Source organism: Algoriella xinjiangensis (assembly GCF_900115015.1).
Classification (GTDB): Bacteria; Bacteroidota; Bacteroidia; order Flavobacteriales; family Weeksellaceae; genus Empedobacter; species Empedobacter xinjiangensis.
On record NZ_FOUZ01000010.1, the window covers coordinates 71,418 to 89,424 of the forward strand.

At 30.3% G+C, this 18,007-nt stretch carries 15 protein-coding genes; 6 read left to right on the forward strand and 9 right to left on the reverse strand.

Annotation, left to right across the window (positions count from 1 at the left end; translation table 11 throughout):
* Nucleotides 1-3 precede the first annotated feature (3 nt).
* The 4 genes from BM072_RS10575 to BM072_RS10590 form a co-directional block, all read right to left on the reverse strand.
* The gene (locus tag BM072_RS10575; protein ID WP_245752133.1) at nucleotides 4-1,335 is read right to left on the reverse strand and encodes a TolC family protein; all 1,332 of its coding nucleotides are present in this window, start codon (nucleotides 1,333-1,335) and stop codon (nucleotides 4-6) included.
* 416 nt (nucleotides 1,336-1,751) lie between these two features.
* Entirely contained in the window at nucleotides 1,752-3,314 is a 1,563-nt protein-coding gene (locus BM072_RS10580) for an efflux MFS transporter permease (protein ID WP_092908639.1), read from the reverse strand.
* Nucleotides 3,315-3,317: 3 nt separating this feature from the next.
* Complete coding sequence (locus tag BM072_RS10585) at nucleotides 3,318-4,364, reverse strand: HlyD family secretion protein (protein ID WP_092908640.1); 1,047 nt, start codon at nucleotides 4,362-4,364, stop codon at nucleotides 3,318-3,320.
* A 4-nt stretch (nucleotides 4,365-4,368) separates the two neighbouring features.
* The gene (locus BM072_RS10590; protein WP_245752135.1) at nucleotides 4,369-5,700 is read right to left on the reverse strand and encodes a TolC family protein; all 1,332 of its coding nucleotides are present in this window, start codon (nucleotides 5,698-5,700) and stop codon (nucleotides 4,369-4,371) included.
* 193 nt (nucleotides 5,701-5,893) lie between these two features.
* On the opposite strand from BM072_RS10590, the gene BM072_RS10595 reads away from it, so the two are divergent.
* Both BM072_RS10595 and BM072_RS10600 read left to right on the forward strand, forming a co-directional pair.
* Complete coding sequence (locus BM072_RS10595) at nucleotides 5,894-6,697, forward strand: AraC family transcriptional regulator (protein ID WP_092908642.1); 804 nt, start codon at nucleotides 5,894-5,896, stop codon at nucleotides 6,695-6,697.
* Nucleotides 6,698-6,806: 109 nt separating this feature from the next.
* Nucleotides 6,807-7,352 carry an NADPH-dependent FMN reductase gene (locus BM072_RS10600; protein ID WP_092908643.1) on the forward strand — a complete coding sequence of 182 codons (546 nt, stop codon included), beginning with the start codon at nucleotides 6,807-6,809 and terminating at the stop codon, nucleotides 7,350-7,352.
* 141 nt (nucleotides 7,353-7,493) lie between these two features.
* Here BM072_RS10600 and BM072_RS10605 read toward each other — a convergent pair whose 3' ends face one another.
* The 4 genes from BM072_RS10605 to BM072_RS10620 form a co-directional block, all read right to left on the reverse strand.
* Nucleotides 7,494-8,438, reverse strand: coding sequence for a T9SS type B sorting domain-containing protein (locus BM072_RS10605; RefSeq protein ID WP_092908644.1), 945 nt, complete (start codon nucleotides 8,436-8,438; stop codon nucleotides 7,494-7,496).
* A gap of 53 nt (nucleotides 8,439-8,491) precedes the next feature.
* Nucleotides 8,492-9,268: a hypothetical protein gene (locus BM072_RS10610; RefSeq protein ID WP_092908645.1), complete on the reverse strand. Its 777-nt coding sequence runs from the start codon at nucleotides 9,266-9,268 to the stop codon at nucleotides 8,492-8,494.
* Nucleotides 9,269-9,287: 19 nt separating this feature from the next.
* Nucleotides 9,288-10,436 carry a hypothetical protein gene (locus BM072_RS10615; RefSeq protein WP_143080486.1) on the reverse strand — a complete coding sequence of 383 codons (1,149 nt, stop codon included), beginning with the start codon at nucleotides 10,434-10,436 and terminating at the stop codon, nucleotides 9,288-9,290.
* Nucleotides 10,437-10,686: 250 nt separating this feature from the next.
* Nucleotides 10,687-11,103, reverse strand: a complete 417-nt coding sequence (locus BM072_RS10620; protein WP_092908647.1) for an OsmC family protein — start codon at nucleotides 11,101-11,103, stop codon at nucleotides 10,687-10,689.
* Between the two features lie 133 nt (nucleotides 11,104-11,236).
* Here BM072_RS10620 and BM072_RS10625 point away from each other — a divergent pair, with 133 nt between their 5' ends.
* Genes BM072_RS10625 through BM072_RS10635 form a run of 3 tightly spaced genes read left to right on the forward strand, consistent with a single transcriptional unit; the run spans nucleotide 11,237 to nucleotide 12,969 of the window.
* Nucleotides 11,237-11,614: a VOC family protein gene (locus tag BM072_RS10625; protein WP_092908648.1), complete on the forward strand. Its 378-nt coding sequence runs from the start codon at nucleotides 11,237-11,239 to the stop codon at nucleotides 11,612-11,614.
* Between the two features lie 6 nt (nucleotides 11,615-11,620).
* Nucleotides 11,621-12,145, forward strand: a complete 525-nt coding sequence (locus BM072_RS10630; protein ID WP_177190306.1) for an SRPBCC family protein — start codon at nucleotides 11,621-11,623, stop codon at nucleotides 12,143-12,145.
* A 2-nt stretch (nucleotides 12,146-12,147) separates the two neighbouring features.
* On the forward strand, nucleotides 12,148-12,969 hold the full coding sequence (locus tag BM072_RS10635) for a VOC family protein (protein WP_092908650.1): 822 nt from the start codon (nucleotides 12,148-12,150) through the stop codon (nucleotides 12,967-12,969).
* Between the two features lie 60 nt (nucleotides 12,970-13,029).
* Here the strand turns inward: BM072_RS10635 and BM072_RS10640 are convergent, their stop codons facing one another.
* On the reverse strand, nucleotides 13,030-14,226 hold the full coding sequence (locus BM072_RS10640) for a Pycsar system effector family protein (RefSeq protein WP_092908651.1): 1,197 nt from the start codon (nucleotides 14,224-14,226) through the stop codon (nucleotides 13,030-13,032).
* A gap of 24 nt (nucleotides 14,227-14,250) precedes the next feature.
* Between BM072_RS10640 and BM072_RS10645 the strand changes: the two genes are divergently transcribed.
* Nucleotides 14,251-17,976, forward strand: coding sequence for a metallophosphoesterase (locus tag BM072_RS10645; protein WP_092908652.1), 3,726 nt, complete (start codon nucleotides 14,251-14,253; stop codon nucleotides 17,974-17,976).
* Nucleotides 17,977-18,007 lie beyond the last annotated feature (31 nt).

Consider the following 18,007-nt stretch of genomic DNA (forward strand, 5'->3'; position numbering starts at 1 on the left):
ATTTTATAGATTACCAATTACATATTGCAATTGATAGTATTTTAATTGTTTATTGATTTCTAATGAGATTAAGTTTGATTGTGCTTCCAAATACACATTATCAGCATCAATCAATTCTGTGATTAAGCTTAATTTATTGGCGTATTTTGTTTTCACAATTCGGTAATTTTCTTTGGATTGAGCAATCGCCTCTCTTGCAATTTCTATTTTTTCAACAGCTTCTTCCAATCTTCTATTTGCTACAAAAACATCGTGAGAAAGTTGTTCTTCCTTTTCTTCTATTTCTAATTTTGCTATAGAAATTGTACGATCAGCAATCAACATTTTTTGTTTGTTTTTGTACAAATTGCTCAACGGCATTACAATGTTAATTCCTACTTTCCCGAAACGATATAGATTTTCTTCGGGCGGAAAAAACATAAAATTGGGATAATTTAAACCATATTCACCATCTGCAGTTATTCGAGGCAAAATATTTGATTTGGTTATTTTTTTATCGATTTCTTTTAGGTATAAATCTTTCTTTGCGATTTGTAGACTTTCACTTTTTTCGAAAGCTTCAATAATTAACTCATCTACAAAACCAATTTGAGCAGTATTTGTAAACAAATCTGTCGTGTTTATCTGCAATTCTTGCTCTTCTGGTAAAGCAATCAGCGTTTTAATTTGATGTTCTATAATTGCAACATCATTTGCTAATTCGGTAAACGACATTTTATGATTAGACAATTGCAATTCGGTACGTAAAACCTCATTATATGTAACTAAACCATTATTTTGAAACGATTTTACTTGCTTAATATTGATAGAATCTTCGTGTATTTTGTCAAGAAGTAAACTTTGTTGTTCTTGCAAATGCAACACTTGTAAATATGCTGTGATAATTTGCATGCGCAATTCGCGTTCATCTTTTTTGGCACGAAGTTTAGAAATATCTGTTTCTATTGCAGCTTTCTTTTCTTCATTTTTCAGCTTTCCTCCCATGTAAATTGGGATTTCGGCAGATAACGTAAAATCGTATTGTTCGCGTGGAACTTTGTATTTTGTAGATGATTTCAGTAATCCGTCTTCATACTGATTGATGTTGCTTAATACATGAAAACCGGTGTGAAAATTGACATCAGGAAGTTTTTCATTTTTTAGATCATGTTCTACTAATTCGGACACATTTGATTGTAAAGTACGAATCTGAAGCTTTTTGTTGTTTTGTAATCCGATTTCAATTGCTTGATTCAGTTTTAATTGATGGTAATTATATTCTGTTTGCGCAAAACTAAAACTTCCCATCACTAACAAAATTGTAAGTAATTGATATCTAATTAGATTAAATATCATATTGGTGTTAAATTCTTTTAAATCCTAATCGTTTTAAGTGGTGCAAATATACATGCACGCTTGCATGTAGCGATTGAGTAAAAAGGAAAATAATTTATTCATTTACGCCAAAAATTACAAACGTTTTAAATTCTAAAAAATCAAAACTCTTATCTCTAGAAAATTAATTTGAATGAAATGAATATCAATGCTGAAATTCAAATTTTCATCTCTATATCCAACAATGCTTTATACGTTTTATTATAGATTTTTTATTGATTCTAATCAAAACAAATTAATACTTTTATCTATTATTGTTATATCTATTTCTTTATAAATACGAACCTATAAATCTACAGTTTAGACCAATTACACATAAAACAAAAAGATGCTTCTCTATTCGAAAAACATCTTTTTACTGTATTATTTATCACTATTTATTTTCTGAAAAGTGCTGTTTTAAAAGGTTTATAAAGAAACACAAACAAAGTCATTACAATTCCAATTACAAATAATGTTCTAAAAATCTCGATATTACTTACCAACAAAGCTTGATTATACAATTTGGTTTTTAAAACTCCGATTGATAAACTAACCGAATCATTGGTTAAATGACCTGAACTATTTTTAGCCATCAAGTTATTCCATTGTTCTTGAAAAATTGTACTTGTTTGATCCAAATTTTTCGTCATCAAAAATTGATGTTTCGTAGTTAAATACAAAACTGCATTTTGCATAATTGCAAAGCCAATAGTTGTTGTCCAAAAACGAGCCGCTGTACCAATTAACGCTGCATTTCCAGAAATATTTGGATGTACAGAACCAATCATATACAATACCAATGGCGTAAAAATAAGACCTTGTCCAAGACCTTCTAACATCAATGGTGGTGCGATTGCTTCAACTTTTGTATCTGGAAAAAATAAGTAACTAAACCACAATAAACTGATGGATAAACTAAAAAATCCGAATGTAAAAATGTAACGATAATCAACTTTTTTCATCAATAAAAACATCGAAACGCAAATTCCGGTAATCGATCCTGCAACATTAAAATATTGTATTTGCAAGACATATTCCCAAGGCCATTTCCAGACGCTTCCCATTACTTGGTAAATGTTACTCATGCAAGAACGTAACAAATAGAAAATAAAAAAGATGAAAACGCCTAAAATGACACGTTCTGATTTGAATACTTCAAAATGAAACAAAGGTCGTTTTGATGTGCGTTGATGGAGAATAAATAATCCACCAAAAAGTAAACATAAAAAGAACGCTATTGTGATGTTGCTTGACTCGAACCAATTGTATTTTTTTCCATAAACCAAGAAAAATGCACCCGAAATTAATGAAATTAACATCAGAAAAATTCCACCTAAATTTAATTGATACAAAGGTTTTTTAGGAAACATACGGTTATGATTAAATAGAAAAACATAAACCAATAACGCAATTACATGCATTGCCATTATGGTATAAACCATCATGTTATGATCGTAGTTTTCTATCGCAAATTTTACTAAAGAAGTTGCAAATTTATCGCCCGTCAACATAAAGCAATACAAACACGAATATGCAATAATACGCGCATGATCGTTTTTTATTTGCGACATAATAATCGGTAACAAAATACAACCTTCAAACAACGTAATTGGTCCTTGTAAAAAACGAAGCAACAAAATAAGTTGTGTGTTTTTGGTTAATGTCATCGCAAATAATATGAGAATACTAACGCAAGTCATAAACAACAAATAACTTCGGATGTTGAAAAAATGGAAAAATCTGACATGAATAAATAATCCACAAACAATTGTTGCGTATGCTAACGAAAACAAGAATTGTAAATCGTCAACTTCTAAATCTAAAAAAGAAGCTGTAAAAGTACTATTCATGTTAAAAATTGTCAATAACATCATGTGCGGAAATATTGCAATGACCAAAATTGGCACAACTAATTTCTGCGGAACCCATTTGTTGAATATAGAATTTTGACTTTGCATATATTATTTCAATTTTTCTGCTGATACTTCCACATTCATTCCCGAACGTAATTTTTCGTTATTTTTACTCTCTTTTAATATGATTTTGACTGGAAAACGTTGCTCAATTTTTACAAAATTTCCCGTTGCATTATCAGGTTTTACCAAAGAAAACTCTGAACCTGAAGCTGGAGAAAGCGACTCAATTTTTCCTTCAAATTCAATTGTAGCATAAGCATCTGCTTTTACTTTTACTGTTTTATCCAAATCAATTTCGCCTAATTGTGTTTCTTTAAAATTGGCAATAACCCATTTTTCTTTCGATACAACTTGCACCAAAGCTTGTCCTTCTTTTATTAATTGACCAACTTGTATATTTTTTACACCAACCCAACCGTCGTAAGGCGCAATAACGTAAGTGTAGCTTAATCTTAATTTTGCATCGTTTAATTGTGCTTTGCGTTGCAAAATTTGAGTTTTTGCTGGCGCAACTTTTGTTTGTTCTGCAGACGTACTTACATTTACAGCATTACGTTGTTGTTCTAAAGCTGATAAACTTGCTTTTGCTTGTTTATATTTTGCTTCAATTTCTTCAAATTGTTGAAGTGTTGCGGCATCTTCTGCAACTAAATTTTTGAAACGTGTAAAATCTTTTTCTGTTCGCCAAACCTCTATTTTAGCAGCTTCTATATTTGCATTTACAATATTTACATTACTTGCTTTGCTATCAACCGCGGTTTCGTAAGTTGCAACAGATTGTGTTGTACTTTCTAAATTAGCTTGCGCAATATCAATTTGATTCTGAAATTCGCGATTATCAATCACAACTAACGTGTCGCCCTTATGCACAAATTGATTTTCATCGAAATTAATTTTATTTATAAATCCAGAAACTTTACTCGAAACTGGCGTAATATATTGTCTTACTTGCGCATCATTTGTACTAACATGCGAACTAGAAAACAGATAGAACCAGCCTAAAGCTCCTACTCCAATCAAAATAAATAACCATGCAATGACAGACAATGTTCTGTTCATTCGTTTTTCTCCTTTTGTCAATTGTTTCGCCATATTATTATAAGTTACCTAAAACGTATTGTAGTTGATAGAATTTTAATTGTTTATTAATTTGCAAAGAAATTAAGTTAGATTGTGCTTCTAAATAAGCATTATCTGCATCGATTAATTCTGTGATTAAGCTTAATTTGTTTGCGTATTTTGTTTTTACGATTCGATAATTTTCTTTGGATTGATTAATTGCTTCTTCTGCAATTTTTATTTTTTCTAAAGATTCATCTAATCGTTTTTTTGCTGTAAAAACTTCGTGTGTTATTTGCTCTTCGCGCTCTTCAATCTCTAATTTTGCAATTTCTATTTTTTGATCAGCTATTTGCATTTTTTGCTTATTCTTGAAAAAATTACTTAACGGAACAGTGATATTTACGCCAACCATACCAAAACGATACAAATGTTCTTCGGGTGGAAAAAACATAAAATTGGGATAATTTAAACCATATTCTCCGCCTGCAGTTATTTTAGGCAACACATTTGCTTTGGTTATTTTTTTGTCTAATTGTTTTAAATCAAGATCTTCTTTTGCAATTTTTAAACTTTCATTATTTTCCATCGCTTCCAAAACCATTTGATCTACAATACCCAAATGCTCTGTATTCGTAAACAAATCATTGGTTTGCACATGCATTTCTTGTGATTCTGGTAAAGACAATAACGTTTTTATTTGATGCTCTACAATCGCAATTTCATTATCTAATTCAGAAAAAGACATTTTATGATTGGATAATTGCAACTGCGTTCTCAAAACCTCATTATATGTAACCAAACCATTTTTCTTGAAAATTTCTGTTTGTTTAATATTCGCAGAATCTTCGCGCATTTTGTCCGAAATCAAATTTTGTTGTTCTTGCAAATGCAACACTTGTAAATAAGCTGTAAGGATTTGCATGCGCAATTCTCGCTCATCTTTTTTTGTTTTTAACTTCGAAATTTCGGTTTCTATTTCAGCTTTCTTTTCTTCATTTTTCAACTTTCCTCCCAAATAAATTGGAATCTCTGCTTTTAATGTAAAATCATATTTTACACGCGGTGTAGCATATTTTGTAGAAGATTTAAAAATTCCGCCTTCGTATTGATTGATGTTACTCAAAACATGAAAACCTGTATGAAAATCGACATCAGGAAGTTTCTCATTTTTCAAATCGCGTTCATTTAATTCAGCCACATTTGATTGCAACGAACGTATTTGCAATTTTTTATTATTTTGTAGTCCAATTTCAATTGCTTCGTTCAATTTTAATTGATTATAGTCTAAATTTGTTTGGGCAAAAGAAGTACTACTCACCATTATAAGAAACGCAAGCAATTGATATTTAATAAGATTAAATATCATATATGTTTTTAAATTATAAAAATTTTGTTGATTTATTACTGCAAAGGTACGCGCAAAGACAACTAAGCTAAACGATAAAATAAGAAAAAAATTTGCTCATTCTAGCCAAAAGTAATAATTTTGTAAACGTATATTTCTCATTAAAATAACGATTTATACACTCATTTCATTCGTATTCAAACTTCAACGTAAGATGAATCAAAAATTTATAAAAGAAGTCGATCAAAATAACTCTGAATATTATCTGCATCATGTCTATCTAGATACTGTAGAAACAGAGATTCATCAGCACAAAAAAGCACAATTACTTTATGCAGAAGGCGGAATTGTTCATATTTTTATCAACGATAAACATTGGTATTTGCCCGCGCGTTGTTTTATGTGGATTCCTGCAAATACGGATCATTCTATTTTAACGTACAGTAAAAATGGTGATTTATATAATTTTTATTTCAAAACAGAAGAAAATGAAGACGAATTTTTCGCCAAAACTAATATTTATTATGCCGAAGATTTGTTGCGCGAAATGTTTTTGTACACCAAACCTTGGGATGGAGTGATTGAAGAAAAAGATACCGCAAAATATTATTTTCTGAAAGCCATAAAAGCCATTTTACCTGAAATGGAATCAAATAAATTACCAATTACAATTCAGCATCCTTTTCCGAAAGATCAAAAATTGATTGATATTGCCAAGTTTTTGATGTTAAATATCGAAAAAAACTATACAATTGATGAAATTTCTAAACATTTTGGAATAAGTTCGCGCTCGCTTTCTCGAAAATTTAAAGATAGTTTAGGAATGAATTATGTTCGATTTTTGCGTTCATTACGCATTACAAAATCATTGGAATTGATTGCCGAAAATAAGTATAATATGTACGAAGTTGCTATGTTAGTTGGTTACAATTCTTTATCTTCTTTTAGTAATATTTTTCAGAAAGTTTCAGGAATTCGTCCAACCGAATATGCGCAGATGTTACATAAAAAGCGATAAATCTTCTAATTATTCATCAAAATTGAATAATTTTTAATTTCCTAACATATATCAAGAACTAAAAAAATATTCTGCTTTAACTTTGCCTTATCAAATTAAAAATATCAAAATGAAAATATTAGCATTTGCAGGTAGTAACAGCAAAAACTCAATCAACAAACAATTATTAGATTATACTTTAGGTAAAATAGAAAACGCAGAAATTGACTTAGTAGATATCAACGATTTCGAAATGCCAATTTACTCTATCGATCGTCAATTAGAAAATGGTTTTCCTGAATTAGCAGAAGATTTTTACAAAAAAATTAAAGCTGCTGATGGTTTAGTTATCAGTTTAGCAGAGCATAATGGTAATTTTTCTGTAGCATTAAAAAATATTTTAGATTGGGTTTCTCGTATTGAAATGCCTTATTTAAAAGACAAAAAAATCTTATTATTAAGTACTTCTCCAGGCGCTTATGGTGGAGGAAATGTGATGGAAGTTGCGGTAAAATATTTCGGAATGTTTGCAAGTGGAGAAATTGTAGCAAATTCTACTTTTCCATCTTTTCAAGATAATTTCCAAAATAATGAAATCGTAAACGAGGAATTAAAAAATACTATTTTAGAAAAAATTACAACTTTTCAAAATGCTTTTTCTCAAGTTGAAGCTTAATTGAAAAAGAATATAAAATCAAAAAAGACCGAACAAATGTTCGGTCTTTTTCGTTTATATGAAATACTTAAAATTACTCTATTTATTTTTAATTAGTATTGATCCTGATTTTGTTTGCTTATCATTCAACTTAATTACATATCAATAATTGTCTGTTGGCACAGGTTTACCAGCAATTCTACCATCCCATTTAAAATTATCAGCTTGACTTATCGTTTTTACTTTTTTACCAAAACGATCAAAAATTTCAACAACCGAATTCGGATAATCTTTCAAGAATTTATTTAAATCCCAAAGATCATTTATTCCATCATTATTTGGTGTAATTACATTTGGAATTATCATTGCTTCGGCTTCAAAATTTGTTAAACAACTTCCTTTTTTCGATTTTACACGAACAATATATTTACCCGAAGCTACATTTCTAAATGTATTTGAATCTTGCCATGGAAAAATAATTTTACCATTTTCGCTTTCCAATTGATAATAAACGTCTGTATTTCCGCCAGAATTTACAATAATTATCGAATTATCTAAATCAGTTGAAATCATAAATGTAGGAAATTCTACTTGAACAACATCGGTTTCTGCACTTGCAGTACATTCGCCAGATTTAACTTCTAATCTGTATTTTCCAGGTTTTGAAATTTCTAATGTATCTGTATCTCCTACTTCAATATTATTTTCATCAAACCATTTGTAATCGTCATATCCACTTGGAGCTTTGATTGACATTGTTTTAAAATCTGGACAGAAATAATGAATTGGTTCTAAATCTACTTTTAGATTTTGAGTAATTGTAACTGTCATTTCTTGTGTAGACATTCCACAACTATTGGTTTCTGTAACTTGTAATGTATAAATACCTATTGGTGTATTTTCCCAATTAATCGTTATTATATTCCCCGAACTTCTATCAGGTATTATATTTCCTACGAATGTATTTTCTACAACTTTCCAAGTATAAGTAGATCCAATAGTTCCGTTGCCCGAATTTTCGAGTTCATCAACTTTATAAGTTTTGATTGCACCAAGACATATTTTTTGCTGTCCATACGATACAACACTTCCCAAAACGAGAAGCATTGTAATGTATAGTTTATTACTAAAAATATATGTTAGATATTTTATCAAAGTTATTAGAATGTAATTGGTGATATTACTGGTGAAGCTCCTACTGTTATAGTTGCTGTTGCAAAACTAATAATTGTTGAATTTGTATAAGTAACTGATGTTCCTAATGGTGCAGGTTGTGTAAAAGTATTAACCACACTACTTATTGTAAATGTTACATTTCCTCCTGCTGTTGGTGTAATTGTAACATCTGCTTTACCTGCTGAATCAAGAGTCACAAAAGCTGTAGCAGCTGTACCGTTTGTAATTGTATAGTTAACTACTGCATTTGGTGTACCATATAAAGTTATAGTAGCTGTAGATCCGCTACATGCACTTGTATCTGCGTCAATAAATAACACATCTGGTAATACTAATTTCACATCTATTTCTGTTTTTGAAGAAGCTGTTGCTGTAGTTTGACATGAATTAAACTCTGCTGCAGTAATTTTATAATCTTTTGTTAACTCTGCTATTTCCGCTGCAGTTGGGACAGCAGTAGTTGCTCCTGGCCATTTTGCATTCCAAGTAATGTCAGCTTTGTTAGAGTCATCAGCCCCTGGTCCATCTAAATCGTCTCCTGCTGTATAAGAAGCAGTAGTTGTAGCTCCTGCATTTGGATTCCATGCGTACCAAGAACCAACTGTACCAGATAAAGCTCCTCCTAATGTGGCATCAGTATCCACTGTTAAAATTTTTGAAGGTAAAGTTCCATCAGCATAATATGTCTGAGCTTGTGCTTTAATACCTACAAAGGTAAAAGCAATTAAAGCAATATATTTAAGAGTAAAATTATTTTTCATATTTTTTGTTTTAAAATTATTAATTCATTTCTATTGGTGATATTTTGGGTAATGGTTTGATTATTGCTTTTATATATCCTGACTTTACAACATTAGTTGAAGTTGCGGATGTACAATTACTTTGATTTGTTTCACAATTATTCCATTTTAATTGATACGTTATTTCACAATAATAATAGTATGTACCTACTGAGTTTTCTGTATAATTAGGAAGGTTTCGCATATTACCAATATTGACTCCAGTATTAGTTAGTGATGTAGTTCGAAACCATTTATATTTTGTTTGAATAGATTGTCCAGGCACAAGATTATCTAATTCTATTTCTAACGAAAAAGGAATTCCAACACAAGATTCTTTTTCTAATTGTTCAATAATATCAATTTTATTCTTATCCATCCCGCCTTGAAATTCAAGACAATTATTAACTCTTTTCCAATTATTAGGATTCATCAATCTTATTAACCATTGATTTTTAGATGTAGCTGTACGAATACCATTATAATAGGAAAAAGAAAATTCTTTAGGATTAGTTACCTCATTTGGAGTAAAATGATGTCTCCTTAAATCATTTTGAGCAATATTGTTTATATCAATCGAAGTATTATTATATCCAGGTAATACAGAATTTTGTGTTTCAGTATTATTTGGTGCAGGAAGTTTAACCCAATTATGTACGGTATTAAAAGCATATAAATAATTACCTGTCAAAGTACCTTTATGTAGTGGTGTTGATACAGCAGACCAAGTAGTATTGCCAGAAAAAATTATTAATTGATCTTGTTTTGTTAAATTCAAAGGTGCTCCTCCTTGTAATATTGTCGTATTCCATTTTGGATTTGCATCACTTAAAAAACTTAAAGAATTAGAATTTCCAGGAATTTTTAATTCTATAACTTCTCCTTTATTAAAACTATACCCATTTTTTAATTCAAATTTTATCACCCCTTCTGTTGTTCCCCAATAATTACTATACTCTCTCTCAAAACCATTATCAGTAATAATAAAACTCATTCCTGATGAAATATCTTTTAAAGGAACTAAATAAATTAAATCAGATATAAAATTGCTAATAGAGTTTATAGAACAGGCAGTTGATTTTTCAGGATCTCCATTATTCGCTTGAGAATTGTAATTTATTCCCAACACCACAATATCCCCCTTCTCCAATTGCGTTTGTGCAACTAAACTTTGTGTAAAATAAAAAAATAAGTAAATAAAAAATATAAGTCTCTTCAAATCTTTATCTATTAATAAAAAACAAAAATAATGACTAAGATATGATTTAAAACTAAATTAATATTAACAAAATATTAAGTTTATTTAACATTACATTAAATAATGTGGTTTTTTAAGTATTTATACCTATTTTTAAATGTTTTTGCATAAAAAAACCGAGAAAATTTCTCGGTTTTAAGTTCTAATTTACATTAATCTCGTAGGTTATTTCTATCCCACCATTTGCGAGCATATCATGTACACTACAATATTTTTTTACAGCCAATTCTGCTGCTTTATTTGCTTTTTCTAAATCAATATTTCCTTTTATATTGAATGTAATATGAATATTTGTAAAAATATTTGGAATTTCATCACGTCTTTTTCCTTCAACTTCAACTTGAATATCTTCGATTTCTTGACGTTGTTTTTTCAAAATTTCATTCAAATCAAAAACACTACAACTACCCAAAGCAATCAAAACCAATTCCATCGGGCGCACACCTTTTCCTTCTCCTCCTATCGATTCTGGTCCATCAATATTCACTTTTACCGACGAGCTTGGCGCAGTTGCTTCATAATGCGACGCATCATTTACTCTTTTCAATTCTATTTTCATAATCTCTCTTGTTTTGGTCAATAAAATTAAACATTTTTAATCGATTCAAACCTAAATTTTATTTTCTTCAATTTATAAAACCAATCTTATTTTTAATTAATTTAGAACTTAACTAATTATAAAAAAGCACAATATGAATAGCATCGTTTATTTTGAAATTCAAGCAAATGATCCACAAAAATCAATTGAATTTTACACCAATGTTTTTGGTTGGAATTTCATCAAGCAAGATGGTTTACCAATTGAATATTATCGCATTGAAACTTCTGGTATTGAAGGCGGAATGTTTAAACGTCCAGCAGAAACTCCTCCTTTAAATTGCGGTACAAATGCATTTACTTGTACTATGGAAGTTGAAAATTTTGATGCAATGGCTGATAAAATTATCCAAAATGGAGGTCAAATAGCAATGCCAAAATTTGCAATTCCGGGTCGTTGTTGGCAAGGTTATTTTTTAGATTCGGATCACAATGTTTTCGGAATTTTTCAAATTGATCATTCAGCTAAATAAATGTATATGAAGAAATTTATAAAATGGTTTTTCGGAATAATTATCTCTTTAATTGTTCTGATTTTGATTGTTGCTGCAATTTTACCAAAAGATTTTCATGCCGAAGGAACAACAACAATTAACAAACCAAATGAAGTTGTTTTTGATTATGTGAAACATCTAAAAAATCAAGAAAATTATGGCGTTTGGTTTAGATTAGAAGATAATATTAAGAAAAATTATCAAGGAACAGACGGTACAGTTGGCTTTATTTATACTTGGAAAGGAGATAAAGTTGGCGAAGGAAAACAAGTAATTACTAAGATTGACGAAGGTAAACGTGTTGATATGGATTTATTTTTTAATAATGATCCAAATGCGGCAAAATCATACATCTCAACCGAATCTATTTCGCCAAATGAGACAAAAGTAAATTGGGTAATTGATGGAAAAATGCCTTATCCTTTTAATATAATGAGTCTTTTTTATGATATGAATAAAGATTTTGAACAAGGTACAGCGAATTTGAAAGAGGTTTTAGAAAAACAATAAAAATGGAAAAACAAACAATAATCCCATCTATTTGGTTTGACAATAATGCTGAAGAAGCATTTTTATATTATCAGTCAATTTTTCCAAATTCGAGCATCAAAAAATCTTCTCCAATTGTAGTTGAAGCAAATTTATCAGGTGTAAATTTTATTGGAATAAATGGCGGAAATATGTTTCAGCCAAATTCTTCTATTTCATTTATGGTACTTTGCGAAACTCAAGAAGAAATAGAACATATTTGGAAAAACTTACAGCGTAATGGTAAAGTTTTGATGTCATTAGACGAATATCCGTGGAGCAAATGTTATGGTTGGATTATAGACCGTTACCATGTTTCGTGGCAATTGTATTTAGGAAAATTGAATGACGTGAATCAACAAAAAATTGTTCCGACATTAATGTTTTGTGGACCTCAACAAGGTAAATGCGAGGATGCATTGAATTATTACGAAGCAATATTTCCTAATTTTAAACAAGAAGGAATTTTAAAATATGATGAAAATTTTAGACCAAATCAAATTCAGCATTCACAATTTGTAGCCAATAATTTTACAATGATGGCGATGGATAGTGGCGTTGATCAAGATTTTACTTTTACTGAAGGTATTTCTTTGACAATTACTTGTAAAAATCAAGAGGAAATTGATTTTTATTGGAATCATTTTACAAAAAATGGTGAAGAAAGTAGATGTGGTTGGTGCAAAGATGCGTTTGGTGTAAGTTGGCAAATTGTCCCCGAAAATATTGGACAATTACTTCAGAATCCCAAAGCACAAGAAGCTTTAATGAAAATGAATAAAATTATAATCTCAGATTTAATCTAAACAAAAAATAGTCAGAAAATCTTTCTGACTATTTTTTATATTCTATATTTTATTGCTCAATTACGGAGTTGTATTGGTAAAAACGGCATACGAAAATGTCAAAACAGATAAAATAGTTCCAATCATAAAAATTGTATACGTAATGCTTAATAACCTGTATTTACGTTCTAATACTTTACCTAAAAAATATAAATCGCGCGTTAAAGAATTGTACAAATAATCGCGATCTTTCATCAATTCTTGCATTGCTTCTTCGTAAGCTTCTAATGACATTTGATAAAAATTTCCGAAGAACAAAAGATTCACTTTTTTAAGCTTTACATCTTCTTCATTAAAACTTTCATACGTTACATTCGGTTTTGTAGCTAAAATTGCAAAAACAATCGAAACAACACTCGAAAATAACATAACAATTGAAGGCAATAAAAGATATTCATTTTTTGGAGTTGCCAATTTCGGAATCAAAGTAGATAACGCAATCGAAATAACAATCGCGTTTACAGATAATAAAATATTGGCTTTACTATCAGCAATATCGCTTAATCGCGTGTGATTATTTAGCGTTACACGAAACAATGTATCAACACCACGATCGGGTTGTTGCATTTTATCATTTTTCTTCTTTTTTAACTCAAATTTATTCGGAACATCACCAATTAATTCTATTTCTTTGATTTTATTTTGTGTGTAAATCAAATTATTTTCTTTGCCTTTTTGCCATAAATCTTTGGCAGAATCGGTATAAAAATGATGCACATTCAGAAAGAAATTTCTGTTCTCTACATTCCATTCATAATCAGAAAATTCTCTCTTGCATACTTTTGCAATTTCATCCCTCAAAAGCTCCGAAATCTTCGGATATTCTTCTTGTCCTAAATGAAAATTATCAGCATCCTTTATTATCGATTCTTCTATATTTTTTGGTGCATAATTTATCTTTGTAGCTAAGATGTAAGCTTCTACATTTGCTATAAAATCTGATGGAAAATTAGCAGAAGTTAAATACTCATTTGCTATTTTTACACTCTCGTTTTCATGTCCTAGCACGATTTTTGTATACCCCGTATCGTGAAACCAACCAGCAACCATTAACTGCTCTTGTCTATCTACCGAAATTTGTTCATTTATACACAAAGTTTTAATTGCTTCAACAACTTTTACGGTATGCATAAAATTATGATACGTAAAATCCAAAGAAAGATTATCTTTGAATAAATTGAAAACATAGTTTTCTATTTTTGATAAGGCCGGGTTCATCACGAGTTTTTAAAGCTTAAATGTATGAAATTATTACCAACACAAAACATTAAAAAACTGAATTATCCATTTTTGGCTTTAGTCGGTTCTTGTTTGTATATGACATCTTGTGCGACGCAACATCCACAATATGGGCAACATCTAAAAAACGAGAAAATACAAAGCGTTGAAGGAAAAAAAATTCAATCTATCTATTTAATCGGTGATGCAGGAAATTTAGATGATCCAAAGAAAAAGCAAACTTTGGAGCATTTAAAGACCGAATTAAGCAAAGCAGATTCTGCTTCATATTTGTTCTTTTTAGGAGACAATGTGTATGAAAACGGAATACAGCCAGATTCTACAAAATCGGATTATGCAACTAGCCGAAATAAGCTACAATTACAAATTGATTTAGCGAAATCTTTTAAAGGAAAAACATTATTTATTCCTGGAAATCACGATTGGCGAAATGGTTTAGAAGGTCTAAAAGAACAAGAAAAATTAGTCAAAAAACAACTTACAAATAAAAAATCTTTTCTACCAAAAGACGGTTGTCCCATTGATAAAATCAATGTAAATGATAGTATCGGAATTATTGCGGTAGATTCTGAATGGTATTTGCAAGATTGGGACAAACATCCTGGGCTTAATGAAAAGTGTGATATAAAGACACGCGATGCATTTTTTGAGGAATTAGAGTCTCAATTAAATAAATACCAAAATAGAACAACTATTTTAACAATGCATCACCCGTTATATTCAAACGGAACGCACGGTGGTCAATTTGATCTTAAAAAACAAATTTATCCTTTAGGCGATTATTCTAAAATTCCGTTGCCAGTAATTGGTTCATTTATTAATTTATTAAGAAGCACAACAGGACTTAGTCCTCAAGATGTAAATAATTATAAATACCGCGAAATGGCTTCGCGCATTGCAACATTAATCGAAAACAGAAATAATGTAATTGTTGTTTCTGGACACGATCATAATTTACAATATATCCAAAATGATAATGTAAAGCAGATTATTAGTGGTGCAGGTTCTAAAAGTGAATCGGCAAAAGCTGTTGGTAAAAATGATTTTTCTTATGGAGATAATGGCTTTGCTATTTTAGATTTATACGATAATGGAGCATCTAAAGTTAGTTTTTATGGTTTTAATGAAAACGGAACTGAATTATTACTTTCTAAACAAGTAACTGAAAAGAAAAAGGAATATTTGGCGCAAGTTTATGATGATATAAAAATGCCAAAGAAAAAAGAAACTTCAGTTTATCCATTAGAAAGTACACGAAAATCTGATCCATATAAATTCTTTTTTGGACGACATTATCGCAGAACTTATGGACAAACGATTACTGCAAATACAGTTAATCTTAGTCAACTTTATGGTGGTTTAGCGCCCGTACGTATGGGTGGCGGACATCAAACACAAAGTTTACGATTAACAGACAATAAAGGTCAAGAGTATAATATGCGTTCGGTAAAGAAAAGCGCTACGCAATTTATACAGCAAGTTGCTTTCAAAAATAAATATGTTGCAGATGAATTTGAAAATTCATTTACAGAGAAATTTTTGATGGATTTTTATACCACAACACATCCCTATTATCCGTTGGCTGTTGCTGATATGATGAAACCAATTGGCGTGATGCATTCTACTCCAAAATTATATTATGTTCCGAAACAAGAAGCCTTAAAAGAATATAATGAAAACTTTGGCGATGAATTGTATATGATTGAGGAACGCCCTATGTCTGCTTATCAAGAAGGTGTTTTCGGAACGCCAAAAGATATTGTAAGCACAGATGATATGTTGGCTGCAATTCAAAAAAATAAAAATATTGTTGTCGACAAACAAGCTTATATGCGTGCGCGTTTGTTTGATATGTTGGTTGGCGATTGGGATAGACACTCGGATCAATGGCGTTGGGGAATTTATGAAGACAAAGGTCAAACCATTTATAAACCAATTCCACGAGATAGAGATCAAGCTTTCCCGAGATATGACGGCTTATTTTTCAAGGTAATTATGGGTATTCCGCCTTTACGTCACATGCAAGATTACAAAGATGACATCAAAAATGTAAAGTGGTTTAACAGAGAACCTTATCCGTTAGATTTAGCAATTTTAGAATCTTCTGATCTTGATGGATGGAAAAAAGAAGCGCGTTATATACAAGAACATTTGACGGATGAAGATATTAAAAAATCTTTCGAATTAATTCCAGAAGAAGTTAAGCAAGATTATGATAAAGAAGTCATTAATAATATTATTGAGCGTCGCGGAAAATTAGAAAAATTTGCGGAAGAATATAACAAAACACTTCGAAAATTAATCATTTTAAAAGGTACAAACGAAGATGATAAATTTATTGTAACGCGTTTACCTAAAGGAAAAACTAATATAAAAATTTATTCAGGAAAAGAGAATACATTAATTCTTGATGAAGAATTTACGAAGAAAGAAACCAAAGAAATTCGTATTTATGGTTTAAATGGTAAAGATCAATTTATAGTTGATGGTAAACCTAATAATGCCATTTTAACGCGACTTATTGGCGGTGTTGATGATGATATTTATGAAGTAAAACGATCTAGTAAAATCAAAGTTTATGATTATGCAAATGGTAGTGATGCTTCTGAATCTACATTCTTAACATCAAAAAGTTTTGTAAACGATTACGAGATTAACGCTTACGATTATAAGCAACCAAAATATAACTTTTTTACCATGTTGCCTAACGTTGGTTACAATCCTGATGATGGTATAAAAATTGGTCTTTCGCCAACTTATACGGTTAATGGTTTTGACCGTAAACCTTATTCACAACGTCACAATTTGCAATTAAATTATTATTTTGCAACAAGCGGTTGGGAAGCAAAATACAAAGGTACTTTTGTAAAAGCACTTGGTAAATGGAATTTAGATTTGAATGCTGCTTACACCAGCCCAACTTTTAGTACAAACTTTTTTGGATTAGGTAACGAAACCATCAATAGTGACGAACAAAAAGGAATGGATTATAATCGTGTTCGATTAGAAAGTTATAGTATTGGTCCATCTATTTTCAAGATTTTAAACAACAATGGACGTTTAGATTTTTCTGCGATTTACAGTTATGCTAAAATCGAAGATAATAAAGATAGAATTGTAAACGAGCCAAATATTGGTATAAATAGAGATGTTTTTAAAGGACAAAGCTTTGGAGAAGTTGGTGCAAAATATGTTTTCAAGAATTACGATAATGCTTCATTGCCAAAATTAGGAATGACATTTTTAGCAAATGCAAAATGGATTTCTAACTTATCAGAATTTGAACGTAATCATTTCTATACCGAATTAAACTTAGGCTTTACACATAAAATTTCTGCTAATGGTAGATTAACAGTTGCTTCTATGTTGAAAGGAAAAGCAGTTTGGGGAAATTTCATGGAGTTTTATCAAATGGCAAATTTAGGTGGAGATCAAGATTTGAGAGGTTACCGTTTAGGACGATTTGTAGGCGATAAAGTCTTTTTACAAACATCTGATTTACGTTTTGATGCGCTAAAATTTACAGCTGTTGTACCAATGCGTTTAGGCGTTTTTGTTGGTGCAGATTACGGTAGAGTTTGGTTAGATGGGGAAGATTCTAACAAATGGCATTCATCTATGGGTGGTGGAATTTGGATAAACGGAGTCGAGTCTATCACAGCTTCTGTATCATATTTTAAAGGAGAAGATCCGGGTCGAATCGTTTTTGGTTTAAACTTCGGATTCTAAATAAATAAAAAAATAACCTTCAATTTGAAGG

Bases quoted from the DNA above. Each gene is read 5' to 3' on its own strand.
- BM072_RS10610 (WP_092908645.1), bottom strand. From the start codon at position 9,268: ATGAAAAATAATTTTACTCTTAAATATATTGCTTTAATTGCTTTTACC.
- BM072_RS10600 (WP_092908643.1), top strand. From the start codon at position 6,807: ATGAAAATATTAGCATTTGCAGGTAGTAACAGCAAAAACTCAATCAAC.
- BM072_RS10590 (WP_245752135.1), bottom strand. From the start codon at position 5,700: ATGATATTTAATCTTATTAAATATCAATTGCTTGCGTTTCTTATAATG.
- BM072_RS10620 (WP_092908647.1), bottom strand. From the start codon at position 11,103: ATGAAAATAGAATTGAAAAGAGTAAATGATGCGTCGCATTATGAAGCA.
- BM072_RS10585 (WP_092908640.1), bottom strand. From the start codon at position 4,364: ATGGCGAAACAATTGACAAAAGGAGAAAAACGAATGAACAGAACATTG.
- BM072_RS10595 (WP_092908642.1), top strand. From the start codon at position 5,894: ATGAATCAAAAATTTATAAAAGAAGTCGATCAAAATAACTCTGAATAT.
- BM072_RS10640 (WP_092908651.1), bottom strand. From the start codon at position 14,226: ATGAACCCGGCCTTATCAAAAATAGAAAACTATGTTTTCAATTTATTC.
- BM072_RS10575 (WP_245752133.1), bottom strand. From the start codon at position 1,335: ATGATATTTAATCTAATTAGATATCAATTACTTACAATTTTGTTAGTG.
- BM072_RS10635 (WP_092908650.1), top strand. From the start codon at position 12,148: ATGGAAAAACAAACAATAATCCCATCTATTTGGTTTGACAATAATGCT.
- BM072_RS10605 (WP_092908644.1), bottom strand. From the start codon at position 8,438: ATGCTTCTCGTTTTGGGAAGTGTTGTATCGTATGGACAGCAAAAAATA.
- BM072_RS10645 (WP_092908652.1), top strand. From the start codon at position 14,251: ATGAAATTATTACCAACACAAAACATTAAAAAACTGAATTATCCATTT.
- BM072_RS10625 (WP_092908648.1), top strand. From the start codon at position 11,237: ATGAATAGCATCGTTTATTTTGAAATTCAAGCAAATGATCCACAAAAA.
- BM072_RS10580 (WP_092908639.1), bottom strand. From the start codon at position 3,314: ATGCAAAGTCAAAATTCTATATTCAACAAATGGGTTCCGCAGAAATTA.
- BM072_RS10630 (WP_177190306.1), top strand. From the start codon at position 11,621: ATGAAGAAATTTATAAAATGGTTTTTCGGAATAATTATCTCTTTAATT.